This window comes from Comamonas sp. NyZ500 (assembly GCF_016772095.1).
GTDB classification, from domain to species: Bacteria; Pseudomonadota; Gammaproteobacteria; order Burkholderiales; family Burkholderiaceae_C; genus Comamonas; species Comamonas thiooxydans.
In genome coordinates, this window is sequence record NZ_JAEIJE010000017.1 from 46,104 (window position 1) to 57,780 (window position 11,677).

Sequence of the window (11,677 nt, forward strand, 5' to 3'; positions counted from 1 at the left end):
CCAGCCGATGCTGGAGACATTTTGATGCTTACTTCAACGCCTTGTAACGCATGCGCTTGGGCGCAGCACCTTCCTCACCCAGTCGTTTCTTCTTATCGGCTTCGTACTCCTGGTAGTTGCCGTCAAAGAATACCCACTGGGAATCGCCTTCGGCGGCCAGGATATGCGTGGCAATACGGTCCAGGAACCAGCGGTCATGCGAGATGACCATCACGGTACCGGCATATTCCAGCAGCGCGTCTTCCAGCGCACGCAGGGTTTCCACGTCCAAGTCATTGGAGGGCTCGTCCAACAGCAGCACGTTGCCGCCTTGAATCAGCGTCTTGGCCAGGTGCAGGCGACCGCGCTCGCCACCGGAGAGGTTGCCGACCTTCTTTTGCTGGTCTTGGCCGTTGAAGTTGAAGCGGCCCGCATAAGCGCGCGACGCCATGGTGAACTTGCCCACGGTGATCATGTCCAAACCGCCGGAGATGTCTTCCCACACGGTCTTTTCGTTGGCCAGCTCATCACGGTGCTGGTCCACAAAGGCCATCTTCACGGTCTGGCCGATATCCACCGTACCTGAATCAGGCTGCTCCTTACCCGCGATCAGCTTGAACAGAGTCGACTTACCGGCACCATTCGGTCCGATGATGCCGACGATGGCACCAGCGGGAATGTTCATCGAAAGGTTGTCGATCAGCATGCGGTCACCAAAGGACTTGGAGACATTGGTGAACTCGATGACCTTGGAGCCCAGACGCTCGGCCACAGGAATGAAAATTTCCTGTGTTTCATTGCGCTGCTGGTATTCGTAATCGCTCAGCTCTTCAAAGCGCGCAATACGGGCCTTGGACTTGGCCTGACGACCCTTGGCATTCTGGCGCACCCACTCCAGTTCCTTCTTCAGGGCCTTGGCACGTGCTTCTTCGCCCTTTTGCTCGGCTTCCAGGCGGTTGCCCTTCTGGATCAGCCAGTCGGAGTAGTTGCCCTTGTAGGGAATGCCGTGTCCACGGTCCAGTTCCAGAATCCATTCGGCCGCGTTGTCGAGGAAGTAGCGGTCGTGGGTAATGGCCACCACGGTGCCGGAGAAGCGATGCAGGAACTGCTCCAGCCAGTCCACGGACTCGGCATCCAAGTGGTTGGTCGGCTCGTCCAGCAGCAGCATGTCAGGCTTGGACAGCAGCAGCTTGCACAGGGCAACGCGGCGCTTTTCGCCACCGGAGAGCTGACCCACGATAGCGTCCCATGCCGGCAGGCGCAGTGCATCCGCAGCGATTTCCAGCTGATGCTCGGAGTCCGTTCCCGCAGCAGCGATGATGGCTTCCAGCTCACCTTGCTCGGCAGCCAGGGCATCAAAGTCCGCATCTTCTTCTGCGTAAGCTGCGTACACCTCTTCCAGACGGGCCTTGGCATTGTTCACCTCGGCCATGGCTTCTTCCACAGCCTGGCGCACGGTGTGTTCGGGATTGAGCTGAGGCTCCTGGGGCAGGTAGCCGATGGACAGGCCCTGCATGGGGATGGCTTCGCCTTCATACTCCTTGTCCACACCGGCCATGATCTTCAACAGCGAAGACTTGCCCGAGCCGTTCAGACCCAGCACGCCGATCTTGGCGCCGGGGAAGAAACTCAGGGAAATGCCTTTCAAGATCTGGCGCTTGGGCGGCACCGTCTTGGTCAGCTGATTCATCGAAAAAACGTATTGAGCCATGTCCGAATTGCTTTGAGTTACTTGGATTTATGCAAAAAAGTGTGCCGCTTTACACGGCAATCAAACCATGATTATCGGTGCATGCGACAATACCCCTCGCAACAGGCGTCCAGTTGCCTGCTGCAGCAGCACTTCAGCTGGGGACAAAGGAAGCGTTTCCAAGCTCCCAACACGCAAACTATATCTGCCTACAACTGGCCAGGCACCCCACGGGTGCCATGACAGGCTGATACCCCGCGCCCAGGATTGGCGCAATTGATCACAATGACATTTGAAGAACTGAATCTGGCACCAGCCATTCTGAAGGCCGTACAAGAACAGGGTTATGAAAACCCGACTCCCATTCAGGCACAGGCCATTCCTCTGGTTCTCGCCGGGCACGATCTGCTGGCCGGCGCCCAGACCGGTACCGGCAAGACTGCCGCCTTCACGCTGCCCATGTTGCAGCGCCTGGCAAGCGGCACAGCGCCCAAGAACAAGTTTGGCGGCAAGGGCATCCGCACTCTGGTGCTGACCCCTACCCGCGAACTGGCGGCCCAGGTGGAAGAAAACCTGCGCGGCTATGCCAAGTATCTAGACATCACCTCGACCGTGATTTTTGGCGGTGTCGGGATGAAACCGCAGATCGCCCGCATCGAAAAAGGCGTGGACGTTCTGGTTGCCACGCCAGGCCGTCTGCTGGACCTGGCTGGTCAGGGCTTCATGGACCTGTCCACCGTCGAGATGCTGATCCTGGACGAAGCCGACCGCATGCTGGACATGGGCTTTATCCATGACGTCAAGAAGGTTCTGGCGCTGGTGCCCAAGGACAAGCAAAGCCTGCTGTTCTCTGCCACCTTCAGCGATGAAATTCGCGAGCTGGCCAATGGTCTGCTGCGCAACCCCCAATCCATCCAGGTCACCCCGCGCAACACCACCGTGCAGCGCATCAAGCAGGTGATCCACCCCGTGGGACGCGGCAAGAAAAAGCAGGTGCTGCTGCACATCATCCAGGAAAACAACTGGAGTCAGGTGCTGGTCTTCACCCGCACCAAGTTTGGCGCCAACAACGTGGCCGAGTACCTGACCAAGAACGGCGTCTCCGCCATGGCTTTGCACGGCAACAAGAGCCAGAGCGCCCGTACCCAGGCCTTGGAAGGCTTCAAGACAGGCGAACTGCGCGCGCTGGTGGCAACAGATATTGCTGCCCGCGGCATCGACATTGATGAACTGCCCAATGTGGTGAACTACGAGATCCCCAATATCTCGGAAGACTATGTACACCGTATCGGCCGTACCGGCCGTGCCGGCCGCGAAGGCAACGCAGTCAGCCTGGTCTGCATGGACGAAGAAGGCTTCATGATGGATATCGAGCGCTTTACCAAGCAGGAGATTCCGGTGCAGCCCATCGAAGGTTTTGGTCCTGAAGAAGGCGAAATCGCCGAGCCCATTGCCATGGGCCGACAAACCCTGTGGGGTGGCGCTGGCAAGCCTCCCAGCCGCGATGTGATGCAGGCAGCTGCCAAGGCAGCCCGCCAGGAAATGATGGAGCGCATCCGCTCCAACAAGACTCCCAATGGCGGCCGCGGTGGCCGCCGCCCTGCTGCCGCAGATGCCCAGCAAGGCGAAGCAGAAGGTGAAGCACAGCAACGCCCCGCACGCCAGCACAAGCCCCGCAGCAACAACCGCGTCAACAGCCAGCGCAGCCAGGGCCAGCAAGCTGTCGAACGCGGCGAACGCAACTCCGATCGCGGCACAGAGCGCAACGGCGAGCGCAGCAACTCCTTCGGCCCGAACGACCGTGCTCCACGCCCCCAGGGCAACAACGATCAGCAGCGCGCTCCCAAGCGCGGCGGCGCCCGCCAGTTCGGTGATCGCGAACGCGGCAACCGCTACGACGACCAGCCCCCCCGCGCCGATGCGCACCTGGGCACGCAGCAAGGACATGCCCGCCACAACGGCGCGCGCGGCAGCAATGCCGGTGGCCAGCCAGATCCAATGCGCACCAGCGTGGACAGCATGGCTGACCGTGGTCGCCGTGGCGGCTTTGGCGGCGGTCGCGGTGGCTTCGGCGGAGGCAATCGCGGTGGCAACCGTGGAGGCTTTGGCGGCGGTTACGGCCGTTAATCCACGGCGTCTATGGCTGAAGGTGTGAAACTACCTTCAACCCAACCTCCTGAAGGGCTGCAATCTCCAATATTGCAGCCCTTCTGTTTTTTCCAGCTGCAGCATCGCTGCGCGCTGACAGCCGACAGCAAGCCAGCCGACCTAATATGGGCTCCAGATGTGCGAAGCTTGAGCTTTCGCTCTTGGCATGTTCTTTTTATCTGCGTTGAACTTATGACATTTCTTACCAAGCCTGTTTTCTCTCATGCCAAGCACACGCAGTCCGTCTGGACCCAAAGCATGCTCAAGCTGACGACAGTGGGCTCGGCAGTGCTATTGACGGCCTGTGCCAATGTGCAGCTGCCGCCCTGGGCTGGCATGTCAGGCCCTGCAACGGCCCCAGCCCCCTCCGCAGCAAGTTCTCCTGCCGCCCCTTCGGTGATCAGCCAGGCGGTTGCCCCTACGCCACAGCTGACTGCCCTGCCCTATAACCCGGCCATCGAGTCTCGCTTTACCGACCCCACCACTCTTTATGACACTCCGGGTCTGGGTAGCGGGCGACAGCAGTTCAGCACGCAGACAGAAATTTCTGCATGGTTGCAATCAGTGAGCAGCAAGGCTGGTAACGGCTCGCAACTGTCCACCGTCACTATCGGCACCTCTCAAAGAGGGCTGCCGATTCAAGCGCTTATTGCGACTCAAGGCCAAAGCACCCAGGCAACAACCATCAACAGCAGCGGCAAACCCACTGTGCTCTTGGTCGGCGGCCAACGTGGCGACGAACCTGCCAGCACTGAGGCCCTGTTGGTCGTCGCACGTGAACTGAGCCAGGGCGGCCTGCTGGCGCCCTTGCTGCAGCAGACCAACATCATCATCGTACCCCGGGCCAATCCTGATGCGGCAGGCACAGCCAGCCACGTCACAGCAGACGGCACAGACCTCGTTCACGATCATCTGCTGCTAAGCACTCCGGAAGCACAGGCCCTCGCCCGCCTGACCCGTAACTACCGGCCTGCAGCTGTGATTGATCTACGTGAATTTGCAGCAGCTGGCACGTTGCTGCAGAAATTTCAGGCCGTGCAGCGCTACGACGTACTACTGCAACCCGCTGCCACGGCCAATGCACACGAATTTGTCAACAAGGCAGCACGAGAGTGGTTCAGCCAACCCATACGCAACGCTCTCAAGCAGGCAGAGCTCAGCAATGAATGGTTTTTTCAGCCCAGTGCTCAGCCTGAGGACACATCAATGTCCATGGCCGGTTTGACTGCCGACACTCTTGCCAACACCAGCAGCCTCAAAAACTCTGTCGCTCTGCTGATAGCCAGCCGCGGCTCCGATCTGGGGCGCCTGCACATTCAGCGCCGCGTACACAGCCTGGTCACTGCGGCAACTGCAGCACTGCGAGCCACGGCCGAGAAATCAAAAAACCTGAAGCAGGTCGAATCCTTTGTGTCCCGCGACATTTCCGCTCTCGCTTGCCGCAACACCCTGACCATCCAGGCCAAACAAACACCTGAGCAGCGCACCATCCGCATGCTGCAGGCCGAATCCGGCCAGGAAATCGAAGCCCGTGTGGACTGGAATTCATCGCTGAACATAAAGCCCGAACAAAGCCGTCCCCGCCCATGCGGTTACTGGCTGTCGGCTGACTCAGGGCGAGCCGTCGACCGTTTGCGCCTGCAGGGGGTGCAAGTCATGCAGATTGCAGAATCTGGTCAGATGCTGGCAGAAAACTACACCCCATCCCGTACCGGCAGCAACACCCCTGTGCTGACGCGTGGCGCCATTGAAGCGCCAATGGGCAGCTACTACATCACCCTCAACCAGGCAAAAGCGCATTTGGCGACTGCAGCCCTCGAGCCTGACACACCTTTCAGCTATGTAAGTAAAAGCCTGATTACTGCCCCCACGGACATTGCACGCGTCGTCGCCGCACCATCAGTCGTTTTTGAAGAAGAAATGGAATGAAAATATAGAGGCAAGATTGCAGAGTCTTAAATGCACTCTGCAGCACACTGCTGATGCAGAAACAAAAAGCCCATTCATGCAATTGCATGAATGGGCTTTTTCTTCGCTTGGCCTGCCCGACAGGGATCGAACCTGTGACCCACAGCTTAGAAGGCTGTTGCTCTATCCAACTGAGCTACGGGCAGATGATTGATTTCACTAGGTTTTTTCGCTCTGGACTCAACCTAGATTTGCGGAGCGCTCCGCATCGGTCATTTCTCGTTTGATATGACCGGTCGTTATTATGCCTTGGTTCAGCACACTCATCGGCGCAACCGCCGTCGTCCGACACCAAAGTCCTGGTCAGCGCGGCAGTGGGCGCTTTGGCAAGGGCACCGTGCATGTGACCAGTACAGGAGTGCTCAAGTAAGACGAGAGCGGCTTGGGCATGCACCTAGAGCGCCGCACGCCACGCTACACAACCGAGATTGGTGAAATTCCAGTTGCTAGGGCTTGATCCCAACGCTTACGAGATCAGGCAAATCAACTTGTACCTATTCAACGTTCAGGCATCTTGTAATACTGTTCGTAAGTAGTTGCTTCAGAATTTACATTTTTCATCAACCCTACTGAGCCACTCGAAACAGGAGCTCGCCGAATGAATAGAAGCTTTGCTCTCTTGCTTGGAATGACCGTTTGCTCGTTCTCATACGCAAACACTGACTGCCCTACGTCCTGGACCAGCGATCTCCGTGAGTACCCCAGCGGTCGAAACTTAGGCTCCGACACGATTGTTTTCACGCCCTTGAAGAACAAAATTCTTACCAGGCAAGAACTTGACGAAATTTACCAACTCATTAAGACGAACCTAGAGGCAGCCCAAAATAGCCCATCGTTCCTTCCAAACACCTTCCTCTCGAAGAAGGACGATGGCAGAAGGTTCTCCGAGACATATGCAAGTGGACGAATACCGGAGGGCAATCTCCTGAATATGTTCATCGGCCCGTCTTCCACCCCTTACAGCATGCGCGGCTATAAGACTGCACCGGAAACCGAGCAAGTTGCCATTCAGCTCTCGCAAGCCCGAGTCAATGCCTATGCGTGTCATCAAGCAAAAGGCTGGCCAAGCGCTACCGACTATGTTGCTGTAGCAGCGAAAGCGAATGGCAAAACGGGAGATGAAAAGGCTCAGAACCGAAGCCGGCAAGAAGCAAAACGCTTGGACGAAAAGCAGGAGGCAAACTTCCAAACCCTGATTCAAAGCACCGAAACGGCGGAGCAGAATGAGGTCAATCGAGGAGGTGCACAAAGAAACAAGGTGGACCTTCCTCAGAGACACCAATGCTTACGAGTGGTCGACGTCAAGCAGGATAAGACTGTTCCAAGCATGTATTGGTATGCAATTCAAAACTCCTGCAAAGAACCATTGCAGGCATATTGGTGCGCTGGCGAAAAATCAGAGTGCAAGCAGCCTAAACAGTCTTGGTTGATCAAGCCCGGCGCAAAAGAGCGTAGTTGGATGGACAGCCCGAATGGCTCGCAAGGCGTTCAGTTCTACGGTACTGCGTGCGTTACGAAATTTGAGGGCAGACAGGTTTATTACGACAAGAATCGTGCGCAATGCTGGGCTTGGGATGCAAATTAGTCAGCGTCACTCACCACCCAACTAGGCTTGCCTAAGCACTGCACCGCCTTGAAGCGCTCGGCCTAGCAGAGGCTTACACTCATCACCAATCTCGCTCCATGGCGAGCGAGCTGTCCTTCGTGTGATATGAGCGTTTGAGTTTAGAGCGCCCCGTTGATAACGTGCTCACCAGCTACTGCAAGCGTTGAATCAGCGCCCTGTCGACCTGCACCTGTCCTTTCAGGGCGTCGACTTGGGCGTCTCGGCGCTCGACCAGACCGATAAGCTGGCCAACCACGCCCGCGCCTCCTGCAGCACGGGCTGCGAGTCGCTGGTGCTGATCTGCGAGATCTCGGCAGGCAGCGGCGTCACCGGCAAGCTGGGCGTTGCGGGTGGCAGCGCTCCTGATGTCGTGCTGCAGGCCTGCAATGCGGGAAGCGTCAACAGCGCGCCCAGCCTCCAGGCGGGCCATTTCTTTCGTGTAGTCATGGGTGTTTTCCTGTTGGGCAGTGCCGTGCTCAACCACGGCCTCTGCTTTTTTTTCTGTAGCAGCTTGCGCCTTTTGAGCCTGAGCAGCCGCAGCTTTTGACTGTGAAGTCTCGACCTTGGCCAACCGCTGGGTCTGCACAGCCAGCAGCAGGGCTATAGCCAGGGCCAGCCACGGCCAGATGCGGGACGCGCCTGTCATGCCAGCCCCCGCTCGCACAGTTGCCGCTCGGCCGCGCGGCGCTTGACCAGGCCGGGCAGCTGCTTGCCCCCGGCGTAGGTCCAGCGGCTCAGCTCGGCACAGGCGCCATCCATATCGCCGGCATTGGCCTTGCGCACCAAGGTGCTGCGGCAAAAGGCGTCATCCCCCACATTGAAGGCAAAGCTCAGGAATGCCGCGCGCTGGGCGTCCGTCAGCGGCGCACGCACGCAGCTCAGGGCGTCGGCATGCTTGGCCAAGTCCTTGTAAAGCATCTCCTCGCACTGCTCACGGGTGAACGTCTGCCCATCGCGCAGCTCGGGGCCGGTATGTCCCGTGCAGCTGGTCAATACGTTGACCGGGTCTCGGTAGCTGCGCAGCACTGTGCCCTCGTACTTCTGCACCAGGGGCACAGCCAGGGCCACGGCAGCGCCGCCAATGGCCGCAATAAGTCTTTCTTTCCAGCTCATCGGCTTGTCACTCCTTTGATTGCAGTCCAGAAGCCCACACAGGCACCGCCCAACATGACGATGGCCGCTAGAGGCTTGGCTACCTTGCCCACCCAATTCAGCACCTTGAAAGCGCCCTTCATGGCGGTGAAGAACTCCAGCATTTCCGCCAGTTGCTGCTTGAGCTCCTGCAGCTCCTGACGCTCCTCATGAAGGCCCTGCGCTAAGGCTTTCAGATCGCGCTCGATGGTTGCCATGCGCTCACTCCCTTCGTCCAACCGTTCTTTAATCTGCTCATGCTCCAGCACGGGCAGTTCATCGATTAGCTCCTCCATCAGCCCCCTCCTATGGCTTGGTCGTAATGAACAGCAGCAGGCAGAACAGCGCCGGTGCCAGCGCATCCAACCCACTGGCCCAGTTCCATACCCTGGGATCAAACCCTCCCCACCAGGGCATGCCCGTGCGGCGCCCGCCAGCAAACGCCTGAATCCAGCGGTATTCCGCCTGGGTGTGCTCGCGCGCCAGCCACCAGCTGCAGGCCAACGCGCCGCCCAACCACCAGTTACCGAGCACCAGGCCCACCAGGGCCTGGGCCAGCATGGCGATCAGTGCGTGAATCAAAGGTGTCCAGTCCATGGCTACAGCTCCAGCGCATTCGCGTAGATAAAGAGCTCGTCCACCTGCTGAGCGCTGAGCTCGAGCTGCTCGGACGCCCACAGCACCGTGGGGCTGGCGCGCTTCCAGTTCAGCACCTCATTCATCGCGGCATCGAGCATGGTCTGCTGCTCGGCATCCGTGAGCGACTCGCGCAGTTGCTGCAGGCGATCCCAAAGTGATGCCCCTTGCCCGTCAACCTGCTGTATCAAAGCCAGCTTGGCTTGCCAACGGGCAACTTCAGCCGGCACCCGCGGCGCCACTATCTCGCCACTGCCGGCGAAAACACGGGCCGGCGTAGCCGGTGCGTCAACCTCATACTGGGCCAGTTCGGGTACGGACTCGCTCAGGTTGACGTGCCAGCCAGGCACGGGAGCGAGCACCGGAACACCACCCGCTTCGGTCTGCAAGACTTCGCCGGTCGGGCGCAGGATGGCCCCGACCACATCGACGGCCGCGCCACCAACGTAGGCCGGGATGGTTGCGTCATCCGACCATGGAGAGAAAGCCGCGACAGCCGCAGCCTCATCGGTGAATTGAAGAAATACGGTTGTCATGCTGTAAGCCTCTGCAGTTGTGCGTTTGTTATCCGGCCGCTATAGACGGCCAAGCGTGAGATGCATCCATTAAGGAAGCCTGAATTGGCTCGGCTGCGCCCCAGCAGCAACTGCGACAGATTGCTGGGAAAGTCTCTCGGCCTGATGGACTCGTCCTGAGAGAACAAGGAGCCGGATGCAATAGCGGCAGCTTTGGCGCCTGAGTCGTAACTAAAGCCAGAGCTAAGGCGACGGCCGACAACATTTCCTCCCGATTGGTCTACTGAGCTCTTCTTAACCCACCAGTTCGTGGATTGGACGACTCCCTGATGGTAAAAATAGGCATGGTCAACAGTGCTATCAGCCGGGTTGATTGCACTCCATATATAGGCATTGCTAGTGTTAGCGCTCGATACGCCCGCCAACGATGAGACGATGGCGCCCACTGTCGGCAACGTGTAGTCAATGCCGACCAGGTCCGCGGCGCGAGTCACTGCCGCAGCGTCAGTGGGTATATAGGAAGTCGGGAAAGTTGCGCTTTCAAGCTGCGCGCGCCGTGCTTTGATGTTCCCGGCCACTTGCGCGCTAACCACCCCTCCGGTGTACAGGTAGCACACGTTTGAGGTAGGTGTAATTGATGTGGAAGAAATGTCGACGCTCAACGTGCAGCGCCAAAAGTCCCCCATATTCTTCAAACTGTGCGCCACCATCGCGGATGTGATGACTCCGACAAGTGAGCCAGTAGATGATGTTCCGGTCGCAAAATCAAAAACCGCCCGCGCAGCATCTGCAGTGCCGTTGAACCCCAGGAACATGCTCGCAGAGGTCAAGCTGCCGGGCTTGATGTCAAAGGAGAAGACGGCGTATTTATTAGTGTTGGGTCTGCCCGCTTGGTAGATGCCAGCGTAATGCCCGGTTCCGTTGTGTGAGATGTCCCACCAGTCATCCGCTTCTGGCGTGACCGTGATGGGGACGGACTTGGTCCAGAGCGCGTTGCTGAAGCTGTTGCTATGCAGGATGAGGTTCGTTCGGGCCTCCTCAACTAGCAGGCCTAGGCATTTCCCCGTCAGAGGATCGAAGTCAATGCGAGGCACGTTGGCTGCAACATTACGCAGCCGTCGATCTGGCCCGAAGCATGTGGCAGTGCTCGCCCGCGTGCATTGGATCAATGGATGCACGCGGCCGCTGTTGGCAAAATCTAGCAGCAGGGCTGGCCGCAGGGCCGGATAGTTTTCAATTACGCTCATGTCCAGCTCTCCGTGCGGCTGCGGATGATTCCGTCAAAGCCGTGAAATTTGATGGTGGTTGCGGTGTCGCTGACGTGCTCACGCCAGACATCACCAGGACGGCTGTCTCGTGCGTGTCGACTCACAGTCAAGATGGAAAGCGCGTCCAGATAAGCGAGCCGACCGAGGTGTTGCCCCACTGGGACCTGATCTGGGTCGGCGCCCAGGGCAGCCAGCGCAACAGTGGCGGCAGCCAAATTGTTGATCGCAGCCTGGGTTGCGGCGCTGACCGCTAGCTTTTCCACAAACACGCCGCTAGGGGTTCCATCGGCCGCAATCTGGAGCCGCACAACCCCATTGGTAATCAGCTGCAAGATGTCTGCGCCGGGGATGTTGAGACCGGTGTTCTCGTCAGCAGTACCGCGCAGGCTTGGCTCTGTAACTGCGCCGGCTGCGAACTTGCCCGCACCGGCACCATCACGCACGGCTGCATAGCTGCTGACAAGCGCGGCAGCCTGTGCGGCCAAGTCACGCAAATAGCCTTGAGTTGGCATCACGGCGTAGTTCTGCGCTGCGGCCGTACTGCCCTTGTAATTGGGGCTGATGCGCAGGCTGGTCGCACTCACAATGGATGTGATCTCATAGACCTGAGCGTCTGGACCCAGAAAGGTCTCACCCACGGCCGCAGCATCCACCCATGAGGTGCCTGTGCCGGTGATGACGTTGCTGTTATTGGTCACCGCAACGGTGCCCGTTCTATACCATGCCATTTAGCTAC

The 11,677-nt window shown here is 58.7% G+C and carries 11 protein-coding genes and 1 tRNA gene; 4 read left to right on the top strand and 8 right to left on the bottom strand.

The window, feature by feature from the left end:
* Window positions 1–28 precede the first annotated feature (28 nt).
* Window positions 29–1,690, bottom strand: a complete 1,662-nt coding sequence (gene ettA / locus JAO85_RS20435; protein WP_003063408.1) for an energy-dependent translational throttle protein EttA — start codon at window positions 1,688–1,690, stop codon at window positions 29–31.
* Window positions 1,691–1,954: 264 nt separating this feature from the next.
* Here ettA and JAO85_RS20440 point away from each other — a divergent pair, with 264 nt between their 5' ends.
* Entirely contained in the window at window positions 1,955–3,796 is a 1,842-nt protein-coding gene (locus JAO85_RS20440; protein ID WP_039050895.1) for a DEAD/DEAH box helicase, read from the top strand.
* 213 nt (window positions 3,797–4,009) lie between these two features.
* Window positions 4,010–5,746 (top strand): M14 family zinc carboxypeptidase, encoded by a 1,737-nt coding sequence (locus JAO85_RS20445; protein ID WP_237734927.1) that lies wholly within the window; start codon window positions 4,010–4,012, stop codon window positions 5,744–5,746.
* A gap of 108 nt (window positions 5,747–5,854) precedes the next feature.
* Here the strand turns inward: JAO85_RS20445 and JAO85_RS20450 are convergent.
* A tRNA-Arg gene (locus JAO85_RS20450) sits at window positions 5,855–5,931 on the bottom strand.
* Window positions 5,932–6,383: 452 nt separating this feature from the next.
* On the opposite strand from JAO85_RS20450, the gene JAO85_RS20455 reads away from it, so the two are divergent.
* A complete protein-coding gene (locus JAO85_RS20455; protein ID WP_202788872.1) occupies window positions 6,384–7,370 on the top strand; it encodes a hypothetical protein in 987 nt (328 codons plus the stop codon).
* A 184-nt stretch (window positions 7,371–7,554) separates the two neighbouring features.
* Window positions 7,555–7,938, top strand: coding sequence for a hypothetical protein (locus JAO85_RS20460; protein ID WP_202788873.1), 384 nt, complete (start codon window positions 7,555–7,557; stop codon window positions 7,936–7,938).
* A 95-nt stretch (window positions 7,939–8,033) separates the two neighbouring features.
* Here the strand turns inward: JAO85_RS20460 and JAO85_RS20465 are convergent, their stop codons facing one another.
* The 6 genes from JAO85_RS20465 to JAO85_RS20490 are packed head-to-tail and all read right to left on the bottom strand — an operon-like array spanning window position 8,034 to window position 11,669.
* Window positions 8,034–8,504, bottom strand: a complete 471-nt coding sequence (locus JAO85_RS20465; protein WP_045839658.1) for a lysozyme — start codon at window positions 8,502–8,504, stop codon at window positions 8,034–8,036.
* Window positions 8,501–8,818, bottom strand: coding sequence for a hypothetical protein (locus JAO85_RS20470; protein ID WP_045839659.1), 318 nt, complete (start codon window positions 8,816–8,818; stop codon window positions 8,501–8,503). Before JAO85_RS20470 ends, JAO85_RS20465 begins: the two co-directional genes overlap by 4 nt.
* A gap of 10 nt (window positions 8,819–8,828) precedes the next feature.
* Window positions 8,829–9,119: a hypothetical protein gene (locus tag JAO85_RS20475; protein ID WP_202788874.1), complete on the bottom strand. Its 291-nt coding sequence runs from the start codon at window positions 9,117–9,119 to the stop codon at window positions 8,829–8,831.
* Window positions 9,120–9,121: 2 nt separating this feature from the next.
* Complete coding sequence (locus tag JAO85_RS20480; protein WP_237734928.1) at window positions 9,122–9,694, bottom strand: hypothetical protein; 573 nt, start codon at window positions 9,692–9,694, stop codon at window positions 9,122–9,124.
* Entirely contained in the window at window positions 9,691–10,920 is a 1,230-nt protein-coding gene (locus JAO85_RS20485; RefSeq protein WP_202788875.1) for a hypothetical protein, read from the bottom strand. Before JAO85_RS20485 ends, JAO85_RS20480 begins: the two co-directional genes overlap by 4 nt.
* A complete protein-coding gene (locus JAO85_RS20490; protein ID WP_202788876.1) occupies window positions 10,917–11,669 on the bottom strand; it encodes a hypothetical protein in 753 nt (250 codons plus the stop codon). The genes JAO85_RS20485 and JAO85_RS20490 overlap by 4 nt, the downstream gene beginning before the upstream one ends.
* Window positions 11,670–11,677: the final 8 nt, after the last annotated feature.

What these genes read in the sequence shown, in the direction of transcription:
- ettA (WP_003063408.1), bottom strand. Translation starts at nt 1,690, where the DNA reads ATGGCTCAATACGTTTTTTCGATGAATCAGCTGACCAAGACGGTGCCG.
- JAO85_RS20440 (WP_039050895.1), top strand. Translation starts at nt 1,955, where the DNA reads ATGACATTTGAAGAACTGAATCTGGCACCAGCCATTCTGAAGGCCGTA.
- JAO85_RS20445 (WP_237734927.1), top strand. Translation starts at nt 4,010, where the DNA reads ATGACATTTCTTACCAAGCCTGTTTTCTCTCATGCCAAGCACACGCAG.
- JAO85_RS20455 (WP_202788872.1), top strand. Translation starts at nt 6,384, where the DNA reads ATGAATAGAAGCTTTGCTCTCTTGCTTGGAATGACCGTTTGCTCGTTC.
- JAO85_RS20465 (WP_045839658.1), bottom strand. Translation starts at nt 8,504, where the DNA reads ATGAGCTGGAAAGAAAGACTTATTGCGGCCATTGGCGGCGCTGCCGTG.
- JAO85_RS20470 (WP_045839659.1), bottom strand. Translation starts at nt 8,818, where the DNA reads ATGGAGGAGCTAATCGATGAACTGCCCGTGCTGGAGCATGAGCAGATT.
- JAO85_RS20475 (WP_202788874.1), bottom strand. Translation starts at nt 9,119, where the DNA reads ATGGACTGGACACCTTTGATTCACGCACTGATCGCCATGCTGGCCCAG.
- JAO85_RS20480 (WP_237734928.1), bottom strand. Translation starts at nt 9,694, where the DNA reads ATGACAACCGTATTTCTTCAATTCACCGATGAGGCTGCGGCTGTCGCG.
- JAO85_RS20485 (WP_202788875.1), bottom strand. Translation starts at nt 10,920, where the DNA reads ATGAGCGTAATTGAAAACTATCCGGCCCTGCGGCCAGCCCTGCTGCTA.
- JAO85_RS20490 (WP_202788876.1), bottom strand. Translation starts at nt 11,669, where the DNA reads ATGGCATGGTATAGAACGGGCACCGTTGCGGTGACCAATAACAGCAAC.